Source organism: Streptomyces chattanoogensis, from assembly GCF_001294335.1.
Lineage (GTDB): Bacteria > Actinomycetota > Actinomycetes > Streptomycetales > Streptomycetaceae > Streptomyces > Streptomyces chattanoogensis.
In genome coordinates, this window is sequence record NZ_LGKG01000152.1 from 137,747 (window position 1) to 160,130 (window position 22,384).

Consider the following 22,384-nt stretch of genomic DNA (forward strand, 5'->3'; position numbering starts at 1 on the left):
ACCCGTCATGACCACTGAACTGACCTTCGACGAGCTGGCCGCGCTGATGAAATCGGCCGCCGGTCTCACCGTCAAGCCGGAGGACTTGGCGGGCCGGCGCGAAGCGACCTTCGCCGACTACGGCCTGGACTCGCTCGGCCTGCTCGGCATCGTCGGCGAGCTGGAGAACCGGCTGGGCCGGTCGCTGCCCAACGACGCCGAGCGCAGCAAGACGCCGCACGACTTCCTCGACCTGGTCAACACCGTGCCTACGACAGGAGCCTGACATGCCCGGCCACACCGAGAACGACATCAAGATCGCGGCCCCCCTCGACCTCGTCTGGGACATGACCAACGACCTCGAGAACTGGCCGCAGCTGTTCAGCGAGTACGCCTCGGTCGATGTGCTCTCCCGCGAGGGCAACAAGACGACCTTCCGGCTGACCATGCACCCCGACGACAACGGCACCGTCTGGAGCTGGGTCTCGGAGCGGGTCACCGACCGCAAGGGGCTCACGGTCAGCGCCCGCCGCGTCGAAACCGGCCCCTTCGAGCACATGGACATCCACTGGTCGTACCGCAAGCTCCCCGGCGGTACGGGGATGTACTGGACCCAGGACTTCGCGATGAAGCCGGAGGCCCCGGTCGACGACGCGGGCATGACCGAGCACATCAACCGCAACTCCAAGATCCAGCTGGAGCTGATCCGGGACAAGATCGAGGCGCGCAACCGCGCCATCCGGGACTCGGCCAGCCCCAACTGACCATGTCGGCAGGCCAGACCCGCCGGACCTGGCAGTCCGACCGCTCCCGACCGAAAGGAAGCCACCCATGCACCATGCCCTGATCGTCGCCCGCATGGCGCCGGAGTCGGCTCCGAAGATCGCCGAGGTCTTCGAGGCCTCCGACCGCACGGAACTGCCGCATCTGATCGGCGTCAGCCGGCGGAGCCTGTTCCAGTTCGGCGAGGTGTATCTGCACCTCATCGAGTCCGAACGGCCGCCGGGCCCCGAGATCGCCAAGCTGACGGACCACCCGGAGTTCCGCTCCATCAGCGACAAGCTGTCGGCCTACGTCAGCGCGTACGACCCCGAGACCTGGCGCAGCCCGAAGGACGCGATGGCCCGTCAGTTCTACCGCTGGGAGCGCGACGCCGCCGGCTGACCGGCGGCCGGCAGCCGGTGCCCGCGATCACCGTGGATCGCGGGCACCGGCGTGATCACGACCCGGGCACGACCCGGGCACCGCTCAGCCGGGCACGGTGCACTCGAAGGCGTGCAGATACGGGTTGACCGGCATGATGTCGTGCACCAGCAGCCCGGCCTCCGACATCCGGCTGATCAGGCTCTCCTTGGAGTGCTTGGCCCCGCCGACGTTCAGCAGAAGCAGCAGGTCCATGGAGGTGGTGAACTTCATCGACGGGCTGTCGTCGACCAGGTTCTCGATGATCACGACCCGGGCGCCGGGCCGGGCGGTCTCCAGGACGTTGCCCAGGGTCCGCCGGGTGCTCTCGTCGTCCCATTCCAGGATGTTCTTGACGATGTAGAGATCGGCCTGCACCGGGATCTCCACCCGGCAGTCCCCGGGCACGAGCCGCACCCGGGAGGCGAGCGGGCCGCCGTCCCGCAGCCGCCGGTCCGCGTTCGCGACCACGGTGGGCAGATCGAGCAGCGCCCCTTCGAGGTCCGGGTGCTTCTCCAGCAGACTGGCCAGCACATGCCCCTGACCGCCGCCGATGTCCGCCACCGTGGACACCCCCGTCAGATCGAGGAGCTCGGCGAGGTCCTGCGCGGACTGCTTGCTGGAGGTGGTCATCGCGCGGTCGAAGACCTGTGCCGACTCCCGGGCGTCCTGGTGCAGATACTCGAAGAAGTTCTTGCCGTACAGGTCGTCGAAGACGTTCCGGCCGGACCGTACCGCCTCCTCGAGCCGCGGCCAGGCCTCCCAGGTCCAGGGCTCGGTGCACCACAGGGAGATGTAGCGCAGGCTGTTGGGGACGTCCTCCCGCAGCAGCCGGGACATCTCGGTGTGGGCGAACTTCCCGTCGTCGGTCTCCTCGAAGATCCCGTAGCAGGACAGGGCGCGCAGCAGCCGCTGCAGCGGACGCGCCTCGGTGTGCACCGTGGCGGCCAGCTCCTCCGCGGTGGCGGGCGCATCCCCCAGCGCATCCGCCACGCCGAGTCTCGCTGCCGCGCGTACGGACGCCGCACAGGCGGCTCCGAAGACGAGTTCCCGCAGCCGCATGGCCGGCTGGGGAGTGGGGCTTACGGTGGTCATTCCGCCTCGATTCTTCTCAGGGAATTGGGCACACCCGTCAGCACAGGCCCGCGGGCTTCGAGGTCCGGCACTGATTGCCGGCGAACCGGTTCCCGGAACCCGCGGGGTCCAGGTTCAGCAGGTCGGCCGGCTGGTTGCCCAGCGCGGAGTTGCCGCTGATGACATTGCGCTCGTTGGGAGCCTTCGCAAAGCTGGGGAAGAGCACGATGCCGCCGGAGAGCGGGGACGTGCCGACGTTGCGGTGGACCAGATTCCCCCCGACGCGGGTCTCCTCGGCGCCCGTCAGGACGATGCCGACGCCCTGGAGGAACGGCAGCCGTTTGGTCGCGGGGCAGTGTTTGTTGTTGTCCGACACGACGTTGCCGCTCACCGAGAGATCCCCCGCCCGGGGCCGGGACTCGTCGCCCACGACGAACACACCGGCGCAGTTGCCGGTGATGCGATTGCCGTCCGCCCGCAGGTTTCTGACCCGCCGGATCGTGATGCCGATCCGGTTCCCCACGGCACGGTTGTTGTTGACCGTGGTGCCACGGGTGTCCGTGGCACCGCCCTCCTCCTCGACCGTGTTCGCCAGGAAGATGCCCGCGTCGCCGTTGCCGCGGACGCTGTTGTGCCGCACGGAGCTGCGTACGGACTTCTCCAGCGCGATGCCCCACTGGCCGTTGTTCCGCGCGCGGACGTTGCGCACCCGCAGCCGGCTGGTCCCGCTGGCCCAGATGCCGTTCTTCTTGAATCCCGCGACGGTCAGGGACCGGATGGTCACGCCCCGCAGACGGTGCCCCGGACCGCCGATGACGCAGATGCCGTTGCCCTGCTGCCCGCAGGCGTTCTCCGCCCGCTCGGCCCGCGGGGAGATCACCGTCTTCGGGCCCGACCCGCGCAGCGTCACCCGCGGCTTGGTGATCAGCACGCTCTCCCGGTAGACGCCGGGCGGGATGACGACGGTGTCCCCGGGTCTCGCCGCGTCCACCGCCGCCTGGATGGTCGGCTCGGCCCGGTGGATCGCGTGCCGGTGGACGGCATGCCGGTGCTGGACCGCATGCTGTTCCGAGGCATCGGCCGGCGGGGCCGTACCGAGCCCGCCGACCGTGGCCGCCGCCAGGCACGCCACATACTTCATCTGTCGACTCGTCATGAGGCGAAGCTATGGGCGATCGCGACCGCTCGCCACATGTGGTAACCCGATGACTACGGTCGGTACGTGGATCGGGTGCGCGCGGCCGGGGTTCCGGCCGGTTCCTGACGTGACATCAGCCCGTCCCCGTGGCGCCACCGTCACCCCAACGGCCCCGGCGGCGGCCGCACCGCCTCACGACCAGACATCGTGATCGCCGCCCTGCCACTCGATCACCTCACGGTCGTCGAGCGTCACCACGTCCGTGCCCAGACCCGCCCGGCGCAGAAACTCCAGCACGTCGACGACGCTGTAGGCGCGCCCCACGGCCTCGCCCCCGATGGTCACCGGCCGGCCGCCGCCCGGGGACGGCGGATGGACGATGACGGGCGGATGCGGCCGATGCGGGGGATCCGGCGGATGCGGGGGGTGTGGCGGATGTTCGGCCATACCCTCAGCCTGCGACCGGGGCGGCGGCGACGCACGCCCACGGCCGTCCGCCCGGGCCGGCGTCTCTTCCCGGGAATGCCCCGGTCGCTCGCGTGGTTGGCGTATGAGGACCGCCCCGACCATGGAGGTGCCGTGACCGGTTCCCGACCCCGCCGTACGCCCCTCAGTGCCCTGCGCCCCGCGAGCTTCGGCGCCGAGCCCACCGGCGAGCGGCTGGCCAGGATACGCAGATCACCGCAGTTCCGGGACGGCCAGTTCCGCAACCCGGTGCCGATCCGGCGGGTCCTGCGGGGGTCCGGCCTGGCGATGGCTCGTACGCAGCTCAGCCGCGAGGCGCGGCGGGGCAGGGCACCGGTCCACCCGATTCCGGTGCATCGCCCGGCCGCCGCCGACTGGGGCCCGCCGCCGGCATCCGGCTTGCGGATCACCTGGATGGGACATTCGAGCGTGCTCGCCGAGATCGACGGGCAGCGGGTGCTCTTCGACCCGGTCTGGGGTGAGCGCTGCTCACCGTTCAGCTGGATCGGCCCCAAACGGATGCACCCGGTGCCGGCCGAGCCGTCCGAGCTCCCCCCGGTCGACGCCGTCGTCATCTCGCACGACCATTACGACCACCTCGACATGCCCACGATCCGGGGCCTGGCGGGCTCCGGCGCCGCCTTCGTCGTACCGCTGGGCGTCGGCGCCGACCTGGAATTCTGGGGCGTACCCGCGGCGCGGATCACCGAGCTGGACTGGCACGAGTCCACCCGCGTCGGCACGCTGACCCTGACGGCCACCCCCGCACAGCACTTCTGCGGCCGCGGGCTGCGCGGCCTGCAGCACACCCTGTGGGCCTCGTGGGTGGTGACGGGACCCGACCACCGCATTTTCCACAGCGGCGACACCGGTTACTTCTCCGGGTTCGCCGAAATCGGCGCCGCACACGGCCCGTTCGACGCGACGATGATGCAGGTCGGCGCGTACTCCGACTTCTGGCCCGGGAACCACACGGACAGCACACCGCTCCCCGGAGCCTGGCCCGACATCCACATGACGCCCGCGCAGGGCGTCCGGGCACACCTTGACCTGCAAGGACACCAGCCGCACGGGGTGCTGCTGCCGATCCACTGGGGCACCTTCAACCTGGCCCTGCATCCGTGGGCGCAGCCCGGCGAGTGGACGAAGGACGCCGCCGAGGAGGCCGGCCAGACCGCTGCGTTCCCCCGGCCCGGCGAGCCCTTCGAGCCTGCCGGAAGCCTCCCCACCGACCCCTGGTGGCGAGCCGTCTCCGTTCCCCTCACCCACCCGTGGCGCCGCCTCGAGGAGCCGGACCTCACACAGCAGGCCACCCGGGAGGATTTCGACTTCGCGGGCGAGCGGTGACGCCGACCCCGCACGACCCGGCCGGCGGAGACGGCACAGACAGGGGTATCCCGGCCTCAGACTGACGGCCCGAACAGCACCGACGCCAGCGCTCCGGCGACGTCCGCGGCCGATCGTTCCGCGTGCTCACGGATCCGGCCCGCAACGGCAGCCGCCCCGCCGCCCTCCACCAGGCGTACGAGCCGGTCGATGCGCCGCGCCAGCCGGTCGGGGGTGTCCGGGTCGGTGGTGAGGTAGAAGTCGGCCGCGTCGTAGGCGAGGTGGAAGACGTGCTTCTTCAGGTCGCTCAGCGAGAGGTAGTCGTCGTCCCCCGGCACCGTCGGCTGCGGCGCCCCGACACACATCACCGGCGTCCCGGCCCCCCAGCTGTTCACGGCCAGGTGGTAGGTGTCCGTGATCACCAGCCGGTACCGCGGGAGCACCCCCACCAGGTCCCCGAGGGTCCGCTCGCCCGGACGCACGGCGAGGTGCTCGACCGCCGCCGGAACCCTCCGGTCGAACCACGGCAGCCATTCCAGCCGGGCCCCGAACCTGTCCGCCACGTCGTGGCAGAAGCCCGGCAGCCACTCCGGGATCTCCGTACGCGACCCGAGGAACACCCCGATCGCCTCGCCCTCCGGGAGCCCCTGCGACCATGGTGTGGCGGGGAGCAGGCCCAGCTCCACCGGGCGTGACAGCAGCGCCGCGTCCGACCCGAAGGACTCCGTCGTACGGTCCCCGCGCAGCTGCGCGACCTTCGCCGCCGATATCGGATCGCGCATCCACACCCGGTGACTGTGCTTCATCAGCCGGGCGAACGCCGGGCCGTACTCCTTGTCGTCGTGGTCGGACTGGGTGTTGTGCAGGATGGTGCCCCCGTACACCAGCGTCCGCGCCAGCACGTCGTCCGGCTCGTCCGCGAGCAGGAGGTTCCGGTGCAGCAGCTCCTGTGCGGCGGCGCGGTCCGCCGCCATGCCGTGGTCCATGAGCCGGTTCGTCGCATCCTGGACCAGATAGTGACGCGCGTGCAGGAAATCGCCCCAGAACACCACCGCATCGTGGTCGCGCAGCTCGTCACGGTGCTCGTCCAGAGACCGGAAGCGGAACGGGAATTCGGCTCCCCGCAAGTCGTCGCGCAGCGGTGCGCTCTCCGGTGGGTGCAGTGTGTACCAGGTGGCCTCGATGTCCTTGCCGCTCGCTGCCGCCGTCCGCAGCCGCAGTGACTCCAAGGCGAGGTCCACGGTCACCATTCCGGTGTTCCGGTACCCGATGTTCGGCGCTGTGATGACGGCTAAGTGTGCCATGCGATCGGTATCCCACGGTCGTTGTCGGCTGTTCCGGTCAACTCGGAGTGTGCCGCAACGGCATGCGCGTCCCCTCCGTGGGGTCACGTTTCGCCTTGCGCCTCGCCGTCCGCCCGGGCAACGTCGCAGAGTAGACCGCAGCTGGTCAAGTCTTCAACTTGTCAACTGACCTGTGATGAACGGGAGTTCGGAAAAATTCGCACTGTCGTGTGTGTCGCGCCCACTTAGGGAGGTAGCGAGGGGTAGCGAAACCTCGAAGTGGGTCCGATCCCCACCCCGGCAACAACTAGCGTGCGTGCTCCGCGAACTGCCAACGGCCGATCCGGAGGGCACCGATGCCTACCGCATTCCCCCAGGGGACCCAGACGTCCCCGGAGGTTCACAGGTCCCCAGAGGAGGAGACTTCCTCTGGGGATCAGCGTTCCCCGGGAGGTGTCCCCGTACCCCTCCCCACCCGGCGGCGGGAGCGGGAAGGCGGACGGCACGGCCGGGCCGCCTTCCCGGAGTCGACCGCCGACTCGGCGATACGGTCCCGCCTGGTCCGGCTCGCCGCCGTCCCCTGTCTGCTCGTCGCGGTCATCTGTACCGCCGTCGCGGCCTTCGCCGTCCAGGCCGGTGGCGCCCGTATCACCGGCCGTGAGTGGCCGGTGCTGGGCGGCGGGCTGGGCCTGGTCTGCGTCATCGTGCTCATCGCCGGCGCCGCCGCCAACTCCGAGGCCCGCGCGGTCGTGGCACGCTACGCCCGCCTCCGCGAGGTCTGCGCCCGCAGCAAGTCCGACCTCTACGACCTTCTGGAACGGGTACGCCACGGCGAGCGCCTCCGCCACCGTGACCCCGAGTCCGCCCCCGTCGCCGCACCGGACGCCGACACCCTCGACCTGCTCGCCCACGAAGTGACCGCCGCCGGACGGGCCGCCGAGGCCGCCGTCATCGACGCCGTCGCCATCGCCCGCAGCAACGCCACCGGCAGCGAGCAGAAGGTCGAGGTGTTCGTCAATCTCGCCCGGCGCCTGCAGTCCCTCGTCCACCGCGAGATCCTGCTGCTGGACGAGCTGGAGCACGCGGTCGAGGACCCCGACCTGCTCAAGGGCATCTTCCACGTCGACCACCTGGCCACCCGCACCCGGCGGCACGCCGAGAATCTCGCCGTCCTCGGCGGCGCCATCTCGCGCCGCCAGTGGACCCGCCCGATCTCCATGATCGAGGTACTGCGCTCCGCCATCGCCGAGGTCGAGCAGTACCCCCGCGTCAAGCTCGTCCCGCCGATCGAGGGCCATCTGCAGGGCCACGCCGTCGCCGACGTCGTCCACCTGCTCGCCGAGCTCGTCGAGAACGCCTCCGTCTACTCCGCCCCGCAGACCCCGATCCTGCTGCGCGCCCAGCTGGTCACCGCCGGCCTCGCCGTCGAGGTCGAGGACCGCGGCCTGGGCATGGACCCGGACGAGCAGAAGCAGATGAACGCGCTGCTCGCGGACCCCGAAAACGTCGATGTCGCCGAGCTGTTGAGCGACGGCCGGATCGGCCTCTTCGTCGTCGCCTCGCTCGCCCGGCGGCACGGCATCGTCGTCCAGCTGCAGAGCAACATCTACGGCGGAGTGCAGGCCGTACTGATCGTGCCCCAGGAGCTGCTCGGCGACGAACCGGCCAAGCCGGCGGACCAGGCCGAGCAGGGCGCGGCGGCCGGCGGGGCCATGGAATCCGCGCCGCCGCTGGAGCGCGAGGACCGGTACCCCTACGCGGACGCCTACGACGGCCTGTACGCCGACGCCCACAACGGCCGGCACGTCCGGAGCCACCAGAGCCTCGACGCCGCGCCCGCGCCCGACCTCGCGCTCGAGGCCCCCACGCGCGGCTACGACGACCGCTCGGTCATGCCGCCCACCGGCCCCGTGGCCCCCACCGGCCCCGCGCACCCCCGCTCCGACGCCGGCCCCGTCCAGCTGCCGCCCGCCCCGCCCGCGGAGCCGGACGACGGCACCCGCCCCCGGCTGCCGCGCCGGATCAAGCAGACGCATCTGGTCCCCGAACTCCGCGGCGAGCCGATCCTGCCGTCCCGGAGCACGGGCCCCGAACCCGACCACGACCCGACCCTGATGGCCACCTTCCAGCGTGGCTTCAGCCTCGGCGACGACACCTACGCGGCCGGCCTGGCCGCTTACCGCAACCGCAACACCGCAGGCCAGGGCGGCGACACCAGCAGTCCCGGCGGCACCGAGCGATCCGACGACCACGACCACGAGGCCACGACGGCCCGTCCCCGAGGAGACGACCACAACCATGGTGAGTGATGTGCACACGCAGCCGCACCCGCAGTCGCATGCACAGCAGCAAGGAGAGCTCGCCTGGCTGCTGACCGGACTCGTACAGCGCGTCCCGCACACCGACAGCGCGCTCCTGCTGTCCTCCGACGGCCTGGTGAAGGCCGCCCACGGCTTCGACCCGGACAGCGCCGACCACATGGCCGCCCTGGCCTCCGGCCTCTACTCCCTCGCCCGCAGCACCGGCGCGCGCTTCGCACCGGGCGACAAGGTCCTGCAGGTCGCCGTGGAGCTGGAGTCCAGCTTCCTGTTCGTCTCCGCCGCCGGATCCGGCGCCTGCCTGGCCGTCCTGGCCGGGCGCGACGCCGATGTCGGGGTGCTGTCGTACGAGATGGGGATGCTGGTCAAGAGCGTGCGGCCCTATCTGTCCACGCCCGCCCGGCAGCAGACGCCGGCCGGCGGTCGGTGACCATGCCGCTGGGGCGCCGGGTGCGGCAGGACGGCCAGGACCCGGCGTGGTTCGACGACGCGGCGGGCCGGCTCGTCCGGCCGTACACGGTGAGCAACGGCCGGACCCGCCCCACCGCGCATTTCGACCTGCTGACCATGGTCATGGCCACCGGACGACGGACTCCCGCCTGCCAGGGGCCGGACCACGCCCAGGTACTGGGACTGTGCCGGGGCCCGGTCTCGGTGGCCGAGATCGCCGCCCACATACACCTGCCCGCTGTGGTCACCAAGGTGCTCCTCGCTGACCTCGTCGACTGCGGGGCGCTCACCGCGCGGGCCCCCGCGGCAGTTTCGGCAGGCCCCGCGTCCCGTACTGACCGAGCCCTGCTGGAGGCGGTGCTGAATGGACTTCGTAAACGACTGTGACACCCACACCCCGGGACCTCGCGCCCCGGGGGATCTCGCGTCCGACCCCTTTCCGACCGCACTCAAGATCCTGGTCGCGGGCGGCTTCGGAGTCGGCAAGACGACCTTCGTCGGGGCGGTGAGCGAGATCGAACCGCTCAGTACGGAGGAACTCCTCACCCAGATCGGCATCGGTACCGACGATCTGGAGGGCATCGAGGACAAGAACACCACCACCGTCGCCATGGACTTCGGCCGGATCACCCTGAGCTCCGAGCACGTCCTCTATCTCTTCGGCACGCCGGGCCAGCAGCGCTTCTGGTTCATGTGGGACGAGCTGTCCAACGGTGCCCTGGGCGCGGTGATCCTCGCCGACACCCGACGACTGGACCAGTGCTTCGCCGCGGTCGACTTCTTCGAACGGCGCGGCATTCAGTTCATCGTCGCGGTCAATGAGTTCGACGGCTCCTATCACTACGAACCGGACGAAGTCCGCGCCGCAATAGACCTCTCGGCGAGCACTCCGGTCGTGCTCTGCGACGCCCGCCAGTGCAGCTCGGCCACCCACATCCTGGTCTCGCTCGTCGAGCATCTGCTCACCCCCGCCCTAGCCGCCACCCCGGAGCTGCCATGAAGCATCCCGTCTCCCGCGCCCCGTACGTCTCCTACGACCCGACGCGCCGTCTGCTGCTCACCCCGGAGGACAACGAGGCCCCGGCGCGGGTGGCCCGGCTGCGTGAACTGGGCATCGGCAGCTCCCCGTTGCCCGCGTTCGACGACTTCGCCCGGAAACTGGCCCGGACGACCCGGACGCCGTACGCCATGGTCAACTTCATCGACGAGACGCGGCAGTACTTCGCCGGACTGTACGCGCCCGACCTCGACCGGGCCGTCGAGCTGGGCCCGGCGCCGCCCAGCGGCCGGCCGGGCCGGGTGATGGCCCGCGACCACGGCTACTGCCCGCATGTCGTGGTCCGCCGCAAGGCGCTGGTCCTGGAGGACGTCTGCGACTATCCCCGGTTCGCGGGCAACCCCGTCGTCGACGAGATCGGCATCCGCTCCTACATGGGCGCACCGCTGATCGACCGTACGGGAATGACGCTGGGCACCGTCTGCGTGGTGGACCTCGAACCGCGCCCTTGGGGGCGGGAGGGGCTGGCGACCATCAAGTCGCTGGCCGCGGAACTCGTCGAGTAGATCCATCACATGGAGCAGGAGCAACAGCAGAGGCAGCAGTCGGACGCGTCCTGACCGGACGCTTCGGGTGACGGGCCGCGGCCCCGGTCCTGGTGACCGGGGCCGCGGCCTGTCTGCTCACCTGAGCCGCGCGAACCAGGAACGTCCCGATCCGGTGCGCTGACCCGGCAGGGTGGCCGGGGCGTCCTCCTCGGGCCGCTCGGACGGTTCCAGGCGCAGCAGCTCCGACAGCCGGCTCGACCACTCGCCCTTCACCTGGCCCAGCGCCAGCTCGCCCAGCCGCAGCAGCTGGACATCGGAGGTCCCGGCCGGTGCGAAGATGTGGTGCGCATCCCGCAGGAAGCGCTCCACCGGCCGGTCGGTGAACAGGCCGCACGCGGCGTGGATGTCCATCGCATCGCGCGCCGACTCCAGCGCCGACTCCACATTGACCAGCTTGGCGTTCATCAGCTCCGCATCGCACGGCAGCCCCTGGTCCAGCAGATGGACGGCGTGATACGCGGACAGCCGGGCCAGCAGCAGCCGGGACTGGATCCGCCCCAGCTTGAGCTTGATGTTGCTCAGCTCGGCCAGCGGCTTGCCGTAACGCTGCCGCTCGGCGCAGAACCGCGAGGTCTCGTCCAGCACCGCCTGATGGATCCCCAGCGAGACCGCGGTCAGATTGGGCCGGCCGTAGAGCACGCTGGAGGAGTACGCGACGGACAGCCCGTCGCCCTCCCGGCCCAGCAGATTCGCCGCCGGAACCCGGCAGTTGTCGAAGAACAGTTCGCCGAAGCTGAAGCCGTGCAGTCCCATCGCGGGCTCCTGCTCCCCGACCCGGAAGCCGGGTCTGTCGGACTCGACGAGAAACGCGGACAGGCCCCTGGAACCCTCGCCGGTGCGGACGACCACGCCGTGCAGATCGCCGACATGGCTGTTGCCGACATAGATCTTGCGGCCGTTGAGGACGTAGTCGTCGCCGTCCCGGACCGCGGTGCTCGCCATGCCCAGCACATGGCCGCCGGACTCCGGTTCGGTCACGGCTATGGTCGGCAGGCAGTCACCGGACGCAATGGCCGGCAGCCAGGTCTTCTTCTGTTCCTCGTTGCCGAAGTGGACGATCTTCGCGACGCCCAGCTGGGATGCCTGCACCATGGCGCCCATGGCGGCGCTGACCCGGGACAGCTCCTCGATGATGACGGTCTTGGCCATGTGCCCGGCGCCCATCCCGCCGTACGCGCGCTGTATGGTCGCGCCGATCCACCCCTGACGGGCGATCAGTCGCGAAAGGCCGTGGCAAACGGAACGGCTCGCCTCCATCTCCGCAATCCGGGGGCGGACCTCACACTCGGCGAAGTCCCGCACCCGCTGCCGGAGCACTTCATGCCGCTGGTCGGTGAAATAGCGATGCAAGACGAGCCCTCCTCCGCGATCCTTCCCGCGCTGGTCGCTTCCCGCCTCGGGGCGGCACTGGCGGTGCCGTCTGATTCGTCGCCACTGTCGTTCCGGAACGTGATGTGTCGCTTACTCGGCGCAATACTTCGTTGGCATACCTGCTGCGCGTCGCATGAAACATCAACTGGCGTTATATACACGAAGAGTTGATGCGCGAGGAAGTTGCGCACAACCCCTCCCGAAGCCCTGCCCGACGACGGCCGTGGCGCGGTTCCGGACGCCTCCCGGAACCGCGCCACCCCACGCCTCCCGGGCAGGTCCGGAGGCCGTTCAGTGCCGGGCGTCGCAGCAGGACTCGCGCCGCTGCTGCCGGCCCACCTCCAGCCAGTCGGTGGCGGGCGACCGCGGTGAACGGCCGGAGAGGGAGGCGGACGAGGCGGGGGCAGGGAAGGAATCGACCAGTTCCCGCCGCTCGAAGACCCGTCCGCCGCGCAGCACCGCCGAGATCCGTACCAGCGCGTCGAAGTCGGCGAACGGATCGCCGTCCACCAGCGTCATGTCGCCGAGCTTGCCGGCCTCCAGCGTCCCCAGGTCCCGCTCCGCCCCGAACGCCCGGGCCGGCAGCGCGGTCGCCGTCCGCAGCGCCTGGCTCACACTGAGGCCGCCCCGGTGCAGCGCCCGCAGGCCCAGATGCAGGGACAGGCCGACCGGTGCGAGGGGCTGATCGGTGCCCAGCGCGACCAGTCCGCCACCGTCCAGAATCCTCTGGTAGATGGCGATTTCGCGCTGGATGTCGGCGAGCTGCGCCGGGGTGGGCCGGTGCCCGGCGTTCTCCCGTACGAACGCGGTGTCCCAGGGCGGCATCAGCGTCCCCACCCGGTCGTCATCCGCCAGCGTAGGGTCGTCACCGAGCAGCGCGCCCGCCGAGAACGGGGTGGCGATCAGGTGGAAGCCGGTGCGGGTGTAGATCTCCTCGACGTCCTGGTAGGAGTGCGCCGAACCGGAGACGGCATGTCCGAACTCCAGTCTTTGCGTGGCTTGCAGATGTGTCGTCAGGTCCTGGCCGAGCTGTGCGCCGGGCGTCAGCAGATGGCTTCCGGCCCGTACCCCCAGCCGCCGGTGCGCGAAGCGCGCGGCCTCCGCCATCACCCAGCCCGGCGCCCGGACGTAGGTCTTGACGAAGTCCCAGTCCAGGGCCGCACCCCGGTCCAGAGTCCGCCGCAGCCCCGCACGGGTCCGGTGCGCCCGCCCCATGCTGTACGCGACCCGCCCGCCGTCCAGCAGCTCCCCGCAGGTCAGCAGCCGCGGTCCGGCCAGCACGCCGGCCGCCACGGCCTCCCGGATCCGGGCCTGCTCGTACGAGAAGCCGCCGCAGGACACCGCGGTGGTGATCCCGTACGCCAGCTGCAGCGCCGTCTGCCGCCCGCCGTACGTGGTCTGCCAGGGGTGGGTGTGTGCGTCCCAGAGGCCGGGCAGCACGGTCCCTGCGGAGGCGTCCACCCTGCGCGCCGCGCCGCTCCGGTGCGGCCGGTGCGGTTCGACCGCTGTGATGCGCCCGTCCCGTACGACGACATCGACGTCCTCGCGCACCTCCGCTCCGGTGCCGTCCCAGAACCTGCCCGCATGGACGACGGTGTCCCGGGCGCGTGACGGGCGGTGGGCGAGGGTCAGCGGGACGGTGCGCGCCCGGCTCCCGTCCACGCCGATCAGCCGCAGCCTCCCGGCCGAGAGATAGAGAAGGGTGGCCGAGTCGCCGGACCACGACGGATGGTCGGCGGCCTCCTCGGTCAGCTGCCGTGGCGCACCGTCCGGCGTGCCGTCGGCGCGTACCGGCAGCACCCACAGCGCGGACTCGGCGACGACCGCCATCCACCGGCCGTCGGGGGACCAGACGGGCCCGGAGTCGTACCGGTCGGCGATCGAGACATGCTCGGCGAGCGCGTACAGCCGTCCCTTCCCGGTCTCGGTGTCGAGGACCCGGATGACGTTGTAGCCCTCGCGGAAGCGGCGGTTGAGCCGATTGCGGTCGCAGTACGCCAGACAGCGGCCGTCGGGCGACCAGCTGGGGCGCCCCGGCAGCCCGCCCCCGCCCATCGGCGCGGCCAGCACCTTCTCGCGGCCGTCCGCCAGGGTCCGTACGACGAGGTTCCCCGACATGTCGAGCGCGGCCAGCCGCCCGCCGTCCGGCGACAGCGCCGGCTGCACCCGGCCGCCGGTGGCCAGCACGGTCTCCTCGCCGGAGGCCATATCGCGGCGGCGGACGGCGAACAGTCCGTCCCGGTCGTCCGCATAGACCAGCGAACGGCCGTCGCGTGACCAGCTCGGCGCGAGGACGTACCGGGTGGCCGCGGCCCGGACGATCCGGCGCGGCGTGCTGCCGCCCGAAGTGGGCGCGATCCACAGGGAGTTGAGTGCGGCGAAGGCGATCCTGCGGCCGTCGGGGGAGAGGGCGGGCAGATGCACCCCGCGCACCGGTCCCGCCGCCGTCCGCTCGAAACCGTAGTCCTTGACGCGGTACTCCGGGCGGTCAAGGGGCAGCTCGGCCCGGAACGGGACGGTCTCGGCCCGCTGCGGGGCGTCCACCGGGACGATCCGGAACTGCCCGCCCACCGTCAGCAGCAGGGCGTCCCCGGAGACCCAGCGCGGCGGTACCGGCTCCACATCGCCCCCGACCTCGACCCGCGCGCCGTCGACCACCAGGGCGCAGGTCGGGCCCGGATAGTCGGTGGTCCGCAGATAGGCCAGCCGCCCGGTGGGGGACAGGGCCGGCGCCATCACCTGGGCGGCGGCCGTCTCCGTGTGCTCGGTGCGCACCGCGCCGCCGCCGTCGGCGGGCACCGACGCCACCGTGCGGGACGTCAGGGTGGTGCCCGTGACCGTGCCCCGTACGAAGGTGATCCGGGAGCCGTCCGCCGACCAGCAGGGATCGAAGTCCTCCCAGGCGCCGTCCTGGTGGGGACCGTCCTGGCCGGGCAGCCCGGTCACCCGCGTCAGCCGCTTCGTCGCCACCTCCAGCACCCAGATCCGGTACGGCCCGCCCGCCACCGCATCGCCGCCCCGCTCCGAGGCGAAGGCGATCCGGGTCCCGTCGGGTGACCAGGCGGGGCCCCGGTCGTCCCAGGGGCCGTCGGTCAGTTGCGTCAGGCCGCTGCCGTCGGCGGCGAGCGTCCACAGATGGAAATTGCCGCCCCGGTAGGCGCAGACGGCGATGCGGCGGCCGTCGGGGGAGTGCACCGGACGGGTGGGTTCCAGATCGGGCGGCGTCAGGGCCACCGCCGTGCCGCCCTTGCGGGGCAGCGACCACAGGACGTTCTGGACCTCGGCGATCAGCCGGTCACCCGCCGGGGAGAGGGAGGCCGCGCCATTGGTGGCGGCGGTGAAGGAAAGCGTCGCGCCGGCCGCCCCGGCATCCTGCGCTAATGCGGTGGCGGGGGCGGCGACCGAGGCCAGCCCCGTCGTGGCGGCGGCCGACGCCGTGCCCTGCAGAAATCTGCGCCGGGACAGACCGGGCGGGCCGGGCGGGCCGGACGGCGGAATCGGGGCGGGCGACGGCGGTTCGGGAGACAGGCCCTCACAACGGTCCGTGGTGTCCAACGTTCCTCCTGCGAAAGGGGGTTGCGGCACAGATGCCCGGAAAGAACCGCATGATCGTGTCATGTCACGCGGGTCAGGGGTCAACCACGGCACGCGCGCCCCTCTTGGCGGACCCCGCCGCGACCGGAAGAGTGGGCGCCGACGATCTCGGCCACCACCCCGGCAGTCAGGAGACGACGCAGCCATGGACGACGCCATGCAGGTCATGCGGCAGGACTTCCACCAGGCCCCCGACGGCGCCCGTATCGCCACCTACACCTGGCTTCCGGAGTCCACCCGGCCGCGCGCCCTCGTCCAGATCGCGCACGGCGCCGCGGAACACGGCCGCCGCTACGACCGCTTCGCCCGCTTCCTGGCCGGCCAAGGCTATGGCGTCATCGCCTCCGACCACCGCGGCCACGGGGCCACCGCGCCCGCCACCGGGGGCCGCGGCGTCGTCGGCGAGGACTCCTGGCGGGCGATCGTCGCCGACCTCAAGGGCATCGGCAACCACGCCGCCGCCGAGCACCCCGGCGTCCCCCTGGTCCTGCTCGGCCACAGCATGGGCTCGATGCTGGCCCGCGACTACGCCCAGGAGTACGGCGCCGACCTGGCCGGACTGATCCTCTCCGGCACCTTCCGCACCCTGCCCGGCCTGGACATCGACGGCTCCGTCACCGCACTCGAGGCGGAGATCGCCACCCACGGCCGGAGCCACCTCTCGTCCTTCATCCCCCGTAACTTCAGCTCCTTCAACGACGCCTTCCCCCACCGCACCGGCTACGAATGGCTCTCCCGCGACGCCGCCGAGGTGGACCGCTATGTCGCCGACGACGACTGCGGCTTCCCCTTCTGCGCGGGACTCGCCCTCGACTGGATCCAGGCCATCCGCAAGATCAACGACCCCGCCAACCTCGCCCGTATCCCGCGCGGCCTTCCCGTCCACGTCGCCGTCGGCGACCAGGACCCCTGCAACCAGCGCCTGACCCTGGTCCATGAACTCCTGGAGGACTTCCGCTACCTGGGCACCCGCGACCTCACCTGGAAGGCGTACCCGGACGCCCGCCACGAGATCCTCAACGAGACGAACCGGGACGAGGTCCAGGCCGACCTGCTGGCGTGGCTGGACAAGCGCATCTGACGCACCTGACGCACCTGACGCACCTGACGCACCTGACGCACCTGAGGCACCTGACGCACCTGGCATATCCGGCACGCCCGGCTACCGCCCCAGGAACCCGGCGATCCGCTCGCGCAGGCTGTGCGGGTCGAGTCCGTGTCCCGCCAGGTGCTCGTCGATCCCCCCGTAACGGCGCAGCTCCTGGCGGCCGACGCCGAGCCCGACCACCCGGTGCGGAAGGTCCTCCAGGGCCTCGTTCGCGAAGCGGGTGGAGGTGCCGGCCAGATACGGCTCCACGATCGCGACCTTCGCGGCGCCGCCCGTACCGATCGCGGCCCGCAGTGTCGCCGTGTCGAAGGGCCGCACGGTCGTCGCGTACAGCACCGTCACATCCATCCCCCCGGTCGCGGCGAGGACGTTGTCCAGCATCGGCCCGACCGCCACCACAACCCCGCCACGCCCCTCCCGCAAGGTCAGGAAACGGACCCCGTCCACCGGCCGCGGCGCCTCGTTGACCTGCACCGACAGCCGCACATACACCTTGTCGTCACCGGCCGCGGCGGCCCGGCGCAGCAGCGTCTCCGCCTCGTCCGGGTGGCCGGGCACATGCACGGTCCAGCCGTCGAGCGTGTCCAGCAGACCGACATCACCCGGCGCCATATGGGTGAAGCCGCCGCTGGGCCAGTCGTACGAGCCACCGGCGCTGACCAGCACGCCGCCCACGCCCTGGTGCCCGAAGTCCAGCTTCACCTGCTCGAAGGGCCGTTCCACCAGGAAGCTGGCGAAGGTGTGCAGAACCGGCCGGAGCCCGGTGAGCGCCAGTCCGCCGCCCACCCCGATCAGCAGCTGCTCCCTGATGCCCACGTTCACCACCCGGTCCGGATGACGCCGGGCCGCATCGGCGAAACCGTCCCTGCCGATCTCGGCGAGGACGACCGCGAGCCGCGGGTCCTCGTCGAGCAGCCGCGAGGTGACCGAGGCGAAGCGCTCGCGCATGGTGTCCGACACCGTCTCCGCTGCGTCCGTCCTGGCGTCCGTCACTGCGCCCGTCATTGCGTCCATCACTGAGACCTTTCGAGATGCTGGTTCGAAGTACTGGTGGGGGGAGGGAAGGGAGGGGGCGGCCGGTCAGGCGTCCTTGGGCTCGACGCGGGCGACCACGGCATGGGGGCGGCCCGGGTGCGGCGCGCTGAAGGCCTCGTACAGCGCCTCGTGGTTGCGGCCGTCGACGGTGGCAACGGACCAGCCGGCGGCCTCGAAACGGGCCGCGATCCCGCCGGGGCGGCCGTGCGTGGCGGAGGAATTGTCGATGACGAGCGTGTGCAGCCGGTCCAGCCCGGTGGCGCCCGCGTAGGCCAGCGCCTCGTGGTTGCTGCCCTCGTCCAGTTCGGCGTCACCGATCAGCACCCAGACGGCCGGTTCCGTACGGCCCTGCGCCCGCAGCCCGAGCGCGGTGCCGACACCGAGCGGCAGTCCGTGTCCCAGCGAGCCGCTGCCGATCTCGGCGCCGGGGACGAGCCGCCGGTCGGGGTGGTGCCCCAGCGGCGAGTCGTACCCGCCGAAGCCGGGCAGCCAGTCGGCGGGGAAGAAGCCCTTGGCGGCCAGCACGGCGTAGTAGGCCATCGGGCCGTGCCCCTTGGAGAGCAGAAAACGGTCCCGGCCGGGGTGCGTGGCGGTGGCGGGGGAGACCCGCAGCACCCGGTCGTACAGCACCCAGAGGGCATCGAGGGTGGAAGTGGCGGCCGGGCCGTGCTTCTCATCGCCCGTCATCAGGCCCATGAGATACGGCAGTTCGGCGAAACCGGAGGGGGCGGCGATCGCGGTGCTGGTTGCGTGCGTCATGCGACAGAGCCTGCAACCTCAAGTTCCCTTGAGGTCAAGACGGGGAGGCGGGGGCCCGGTGCCTGCCCGGGCCGCCCGCGATCAGGTCTGGCTGCCCGAGTTGAAGACGTCCTGCTCGATGAGGATCTTGTCGATCCGGGCCTTGTCCACCCGGTTCGTCACCTCGGCGACCTCCTGCCGGTCGCGCACGCACTTGGCCAGCGTGAACGCCGACGACACCACGAAGACCAGCCCGAGGGCGAGAAACCCGCGCTCCCAGGGCCCGACCGGCAGCCTGATGATCCCGATCACCAGCGCCACCAGCGACAGCCCGAACGAGATCGCGGCCTGAACGAAGAACGCCGTGGTCGTCGGCCGCTGAATCGATGGAGTAGTCATGCGCGTAGCGTGGCGGCACCGCGACGCGGGCGCATGAGTACCGGTACTCATCCCCGCCACCCACCCCACCGGCCCGCCGTGCCCGAATATGGCGGCACCCACCCGCTGACATGGGGTATTGTTCTTGTGCACGGCCGGTCCGGGACATCTCCCCGCCGGAACGGGCAAACCGGGACGTGGCGCAGCTTGGTAGCGCACTTGACTGGGGGTCAAGGGGTCGCAGGTTCAAATCCTGTCGTCCCGACGGTTTTCCAGGGCTTCGGCCCAGGTGAGGGGCCCTGCTTCACTTCGGTGAGGCAGGGCCCCTCGTCATTTCCGGGGCCGGTGCGGCGCCCGGAAGATCACGATGTACGGGTGGTCGGGTACTCGGCGATCTGCTTCCGGACCGTCCGGTCGTCCTCGAGCCGGGGTCGGTGCGGGCCGTCCCGGCGCGCGGCGATACGCCGTGCAGGGGTCCCCGCAATTCGGGACGCACCCCGCCCTCATGGCCTCTCGGAGGGCAGTGTCAGACCCCCGAACTAGTCTTGGCGCCACCGATGTTGATGTTCAACGGGGAGGCACGGATGGTCGGGTCGGAGCGGGGAAGCGGCGGCGCGGTCGGTGCGGCGGACGAGGATGCGTTCGTGGTTCCGGAGGAGTGGCGGGAGCGGGTGCATGTGCGGCCCGGAGGGATCGACGGGCCGCCGGTCGAGATCGACACGCGGGCGGCGGCCGTCATCCGGCGCCGGCTGACGAAGGTCCGGGACGACCTGGACGGGGTGCTGGACCACAGCTCGAGCAACAAGGAGATGGCGGAGGCGGCGCGGGCCCATCTCGGCGGGGAGCCGGATCCGCTGGGCGCGGCCGTGGTCGCGGCGGTCATCTGGTCGATGTCGGGGTGGGACGAGGAGAAGTGCGAGGGGTTCACGGACGCCTGGGCGGCGCAGCACGGGCTGCTCTTCGCCGCGGTGGCCACCGCGGAGCTCAGCCGCGTGCTCGTACTGCACCGGAAGAAGAAGCCCACGTTCGACGGCTGGGTGAAGGTCCTGGAGGACGACAGCTCCGCCTCCGGTTTCGACGACATCGAGGGGGCCGCGCGCCGGACCCGGGAGCTGCTGGCGGCCGCCGGGGAGGCGGAGTACCAGGAGGTGGTCGCGGCGCTGGCGGACCATCGGCTGACCCAGTATCAGCGAGTGGTGGTCTCCTATCTGGTGCCCACCCGGGAGGACTGGGGGGACGAGCTGGTCGCGACCCCCTTGACGGCCAGGTATGCGAGGCGTTCGCCCCTGCTGGTCGGCGCGCTGAGCTCGGGGGAGCAGCTCGCGCTGCTGCGGGAGCGCCAGAGCGAGGCATGGCTGCAGATTCCGGCGGTGGTGCACACCGTGGCCGAGGGGGTCGGCCCCGCGCTGGTGCCGACGCTGGTCGCGCTCCTCGACGAGGACCGGGTGCCGCACCCCGGGCACCTCAACGCCGTGTACGGGGTGCTGGCCGCGATGCCGGGCGATGAGGCGTTCGGCGCGCTGGCCGCCCGGCTCGGTCGGCCGGGCGTGCACGGGGCCGTACTGGAGGCGAAGCAGCGGTTCCCGGTGCGGGCGCTGCGGCTGCTGGCCGGCGCGGCCACCGGCGCCTCCCGCAGGGCGCGGATGGCCGGACGGCTGCTGCGCGAGCACCTCAGGGCCCACCCCGCGCTCGTCGAGGACGTGGTCCCGACGCTGTCCGACAACGCCCGGAAGACGATAGGCGCGGCCATGCGGGCGCGGGAGTGGGTGGCGGAGGCCACGCCGGACGCGCTGCCCGCAGTGCTGGTCGACCCGCCCTGGGGGAGCGGGGGCGAGGCCGGTGCGGTGCCGGCCGCGGGCGACGAGATCGATGTCCATCTGCTGCCGCAGGTGCTGGTGCGCGGGGGCCGCCAGGCCCTGCCGGTGCCGGCCGTCCGGCATCTGGTGGGGATGCTGGCGATGGCCGATCCTGGTGCGGCAGGGCCCGCCGGGCAGGCGTCCGCCGGTATCGACGTCGTCAAGGAGCTGTGCGAACCGGCGTCGCTGGACGAATTCGTCTGGGCGCTGTTCCGGCAGGCGCGCCAGGAGCCGGCCTGGGCGCTGGCCGCGCTGGAGCGGCTCGGCGGCGACGAGACGGCGCGCGAGCTCACCCACCTCATCCGCACCTGGCCGCGGCGGGGCCACTACCGCAAGGCGGTGACCGGGGTGGAGGTGCTGGCCGCCATCGGCAGCGACGTCGCCCTGATGCATCTGAGCGGCATCGCACAGCGGACCAGGCACAGCAGCGTCAGGAAGACGGCCTGGGATCACCTCGACCGGCTCGCCCGCGAGCGCGGGCTGACCGCGGAGCAGTTCGCCGAGCGGCTGGTGCCCGGCTTCGGCCTGGAGCCGAACGGCAGCCTGGTCCTCGATTACGGCAGGCGCCGGTTCACCGCCGGCTTCGATGAGCAGCTGCGGCCGTATGTCACCGACGAGGACGGCAAGCGGCGCAAGAACCTTCCCCGGCCCGGTGTCCGCGACGACCAGGTCCTCGGGCCGCTCGCACACCGGCGGTTCGCGGGGCTGAAGAAGGACGTACGGGTCGTCGCCGCGGACCAGATCCGGCGCATGGAGCGGGCGATGGTGACGCAGCACCGCTGGTCCCTGGCCGAGTTCCGGGCGGCCTTCGCCGATCATCCGCTGCTGTGGCACCTTGCCCGGCGAGTGGTGTGGACCGGTGAACACGGGGACATCCGCCGCGACTTCCGCCTGGCGGAGGACCGCACGCTCGCCGACGTCGAGGACGAGACCCTGGCCCTGCCGGACTCCGCGACGGTCGGCATCGTCCACCCCGTCCACCTCGACGCGGTCGGGGAATGGGCGGAGGTGTTCGCCGATTACGAAATCCTCCAGCCCTTCGCCCAGCTCGAACGGCCCGTCCATGCGCTGAGCGACGACGAGCGGAACGGCACCGAGCTCGAGCGCTTCCACGACCTCACCGTGGCCACCGGCAAGGTCCTCGGTCTGGAGAAGCGGGGGTGGCGGCGGTCCGCGCCCCAGGACGGGGGCGTACAGCCGTGGATCTCCCGGGAGATACCCGGCAACCGCTGTGTGGTCGTCGGCCTGAACCCGGGCATCGTCGTCCGAGCGCCCTACGAACGCCCCGAGCAGGCCGTCACCCATGTCCGGATCAGCGCCTGCTCCGACGACGGCCGTCTCCTGCCGTCCGGTGCAGAGCCGCGCTTTGCCGACATCGACCCGGTCACCCTCAGCGAACTGCTCACCGACCTCATCGACCTGACCGCGCCCACCGCCTGAGCCGATCTCTCGAGCCGATCTCCCGTACCGATCTGCTGAAGCGA

The 22,384-nt window shown here is 71.5% G+C and carries 20 protein-coding genes and 1 tRNA gene; 12 read left to right on the forward strand and 9 right to left on the reverse strand.

Annotated elements, in window-relative coordinates; all coding sequences use genetic code 11:
- Positions 1-7: 7 nt before the first annotated feature.
- From ADL29_RS26485 to ADL29_RS26495, 3 genes are all read left to right on the forward strand, one after another.
- Positions 8-265 carry an acyl carrier protein gene (locus ADL29_RS26485; protein ID WP_053926097.1) on the forward strand — a complete coding sequence of 86 codons (258 nt, stop codon included), beginning with the start codon at positions 8-10 and terminating at the stop codon, positions 263-265.
- Position 266: 1 nt separating this feature from the next.
- On the forward strand, positions 267-743 hold the full coding sequence (locus ADL29_RS26490; protein ID WP_046924843.1) for an SRPBCC family protein: 477 nt from the start codon (positions 267-269) through the stop codon (positions 741-743).
- Between the two features lie 67 nt (positions 744-810).
- On the forward strand, positions 811-1,143 hold the full coding sequence (locus ADL29_RS26495) for a TcmI family type II polyketide cyclase (RefSeq protein ID WP_046924842.1): 333 nt from the start codon (positions 811-813) through the stop codon (positions 1,141-1,143).
- A gap of 84 nt (positions 1,144-1,227) precedes the next feature.
- Here the strand turns inward: ADL29_RS26495 and ADL29_RS26500 are convergent, their stop codons facing one another.
- The 3 genes from ADL29_RS26500 to ADL29_RS26510 form a co-directional block, all read right to left on the reverse strand.
- Positions 1,228-2,256, reverse strand: coding sequence for a methyltransferase (locus ADL29_RS26500; protein WP_053926098.1), 1,029 nt, complete (start codon positions 2,254-2,256; stop codon positions 1,228-1,230).
- 37 nt (positions 2,257-2,293) lie between these two features.
- Entirely contained in the window at positions 2,294-3,391 is a 1,098-nt protein-coding gene (locus ADL29_RS26505) for a right-handed parallel beta-helix repeat-containing protein (RefSeq protein ID WP_063788541.1), read from the reverse strand.
- A 174-nt stretch (positions 3,392-3,565) separates the two neighbouring features.
- Positions 3,566-3,820 (reverse strand): hypothetical protein, encoded by a 255-nt coding sequence (locus tag ADL29_RS26510; protein ID WP_053926100.1) that lies wholly within the window; start codon positions 3,818-3,820, stop codon positions 3,566-3,568.
- A 132-nt stretch (positions 3,821-3,952) separates the two neighbouring features.
- Here ADL29_RS26510 and ADL29_RS26515 point away from each other — a divergent pair, with 132 nt between their 5' ends.
- Positions 3,953-5,185, forward strand: a complete 1,233-nt coding sequence (locus ADL29_RS26515) for an MBL fold metallo-hydrolase (protein ID WP_053926101.1) — start codon at positions 3,953-3,955, stop codon at positions 5,183-5,185.
- A 56-nt stretch (positions 5,186-5,241) separates the two neighbouring features.
- Here ADL29_RS26515 and ADL29_RS26520 read toward each other — a convergent pair whose 3' ends face one another.
- Positions 5,242-6,468 carry a hypothetical protein gene (locus ADL29_RS26520; RefSeq protein WP_053926102.1) on the reverse strand — a complete coding sequence of 409 codons (1,227 nt, stop codon included), beginning with the start codon at positions 6,466-6,468 and terminating at the stop codon, positions 5,242-5,244.
- A 335-nt stretch (positions 6,469-6,803) separates the two neighbouring features.
- Here ADL29_RS26520 and ADL29_RS46110 point away from each other — a divergent pair, with 335 nt between their 5' ends.
- Genes ADL29_RS46110 through ADL29_RS26545 form a run of 5 tightly spaced genes read left to right on the forward strand, consistent with a single transcriptional unit; the run spans position 6,804 to position 10,778 of the window.
- Positions 6,804-8,756, forward strand: coding sequence for a sensor histidine kinase (locus tag ADL29_RS46110; RefSeq protein WP_053926103.1), 1,953 nt, complete (start codon positions 6,804-6,806; stop codon positions 8,754-8,756).
- Positions 8,746-9,195: a roadblock/LC7 domain-containing protein gene (locus ADL29_RS26530; RefSeq protein ID WP_046924837.1), complete on the forward strand. Its 450-nt coding sequence runs from the start codon at positions 8,746-8,748 to the stop codon at positions 9,193-9,195. The genes ADL29_RS46110 and ADL29_RS26530 overlap by 11 nt, the downstream gene beginning before the upstream one ends.
- A gap of 2 nt (positions 9,196-9,197) precedes the next feature.
- The gene (locus tag ADL29_RS26535) at positions 9,198-9,602 is read left to right on the forward strand and encodes a DUF742 domain-containing protein (protein ID WP_053926104.1); all 405 of its coding nucleotides are present in this window, start codon (positions 9,198-9,200) and stop codon (positions 9,600-9,602) included.
- Complete coding sequence (locus tag ADL29_RS26540; protein WP_046924835.1) at positions 9,580-10,215, forward strand: GTP-binding protein; 636 nt, start codon at positions 9,580-9,582, stop codon at positions 10,213-10,215. Before ADL29_RS26535 ends, ADL29_RS26540 begins: the two co-directional genes overlap by 23 nt.
- Positions 10,212-10,778 carry a GAF domain-containing protein gene (locus ADL29_RS26545; RefSeq protein WP_053926105.1) on the forward strand — a complete coding sequence of 189 codons (567 nt, stop codon included), beginning with the start codon at positions 10,212-10,214 and terminating at the stop codon, positions 10,776-10,778. Before ADL29_RS26540 ends, ADL29_RS26545 begins: the two co-directional genes overlap by 4 nt.
- A 117-nt stretch (positions 10,779-10,895) precedes the next feature.
- On the opposite strand, the gene ADL29_RS26550 is transcribed toward ADL29_RS26545, so the two are convergent.
- Together ADL29_RS26550 and ADL29_RS26555 are read right to left on the reverse strand one after the other, a co-directional pair.
- A complete protein-coding gene (locus ADL29_RS26550; RefSeq protein WP_053926106.1) occupies positions 10,896-12,170 on the reverse strand; it encodes an acyl-CoA dehydrogenase family protein in 1,275 nt (424 codons plus the stop codon).
- 312 nt (positions 12,171-12,482) lie between these two features.
- Positions 12,483-15,746, reverse strand: coding sequence for an amidohydrolase family protein (locus ADL29_RS26555; RefSeq protein ID WP_078971302.1), 3,264 nt, complete (start codon positions 15,744-15,746; stop codon positions 12,483-12,485).
- Between the two features lie 196 nt (positions 15,747-15,942).
- On the opposite strand from ADL29_RS26555, the gene ADL29_RS26560 reads away from it, so the two are divergent.
- Positions 15,943-16,866, forward strand: a complete 924-nt coding sequence (locus ADL29_RS26560; protein ID WP_053926139.1) for an alpha/beta fold hydrolase — start codon at positions 15,943-15,945, stop codon at positions 16,864-16,866.
- An 81-nt stretch (positions 16,867-16,947) separates the two neighbouring features.
- Here the strand turns inward: ADL29_RS26560 and ADL29_RS26565 are convergent, their stop codons facing one another.
- The 3 genes from ADL29_RS26565 to ADL29_RS26575 form a co-directional block, all read right to left on the reverse strand.
- Complete coding sequence (locus ADL29_RS26565) at positions 16,948-17,898, reverse strand: transketolase family protein (protein WP_053926107.1); 951 nt, start codon at positions 17,896-17,898, stop codon at positions 16,948-16,950.
- Between the two features lie 75 nt (positions 17,899-17,973).
- Positions 17,974-18,687, reverse strand: coding sequence for a thiamine pyrophosphate-dependent enzyme (locus tag ADL29_RS26570; protein WP_053926108.1), 714 nt, complete (start codon positions 18,685-18,687; stop codon positions 17,974-17,976).
- 81 nt (positions 18,688-18,768) lie between these two features.
- Positions 18,769-19,065 carry a YiaA/YiaB family inner membrane protein gene (locus ADL29_RS26575; RefSeq protein WP_053926109.1) on the reverse strand — a complete coding sequence of 99 codons (297 nt, stop codon included), beginning with the start codon at positions 19,063-19,065 and terminating at the stop codon, positions 18,769-18,771.
- 170 nt (positions 19,066-19,235) lie between these two features.
- On the opposite strand from ADL29_RS26575, the gene ADL29_RS26580 reads away from it, so the two are divergent.
- Both ADL29_RS26580 and ADL29_RS26585 read left to right on the forward strand, forming a co-directional pair.
- Positions 19,236-19,309 (forward strand) — tRNA-Pro (locus tag ADL29_RS26580).
- Between the two features lie 319 nt (positions 19,310-19,628).
- A complete protein-coding gene (locus ADL29_RS26585) occupies positions 19,629-22,340 on the forward strand; it encodes a DUF4132 domain-containing protein (RefSeq protein WP_053926110.1) in 2,712 nt (903 codons plus the stop codon).
- Positions 22,341-22,384: the final 44 nt, after the last annotated feature.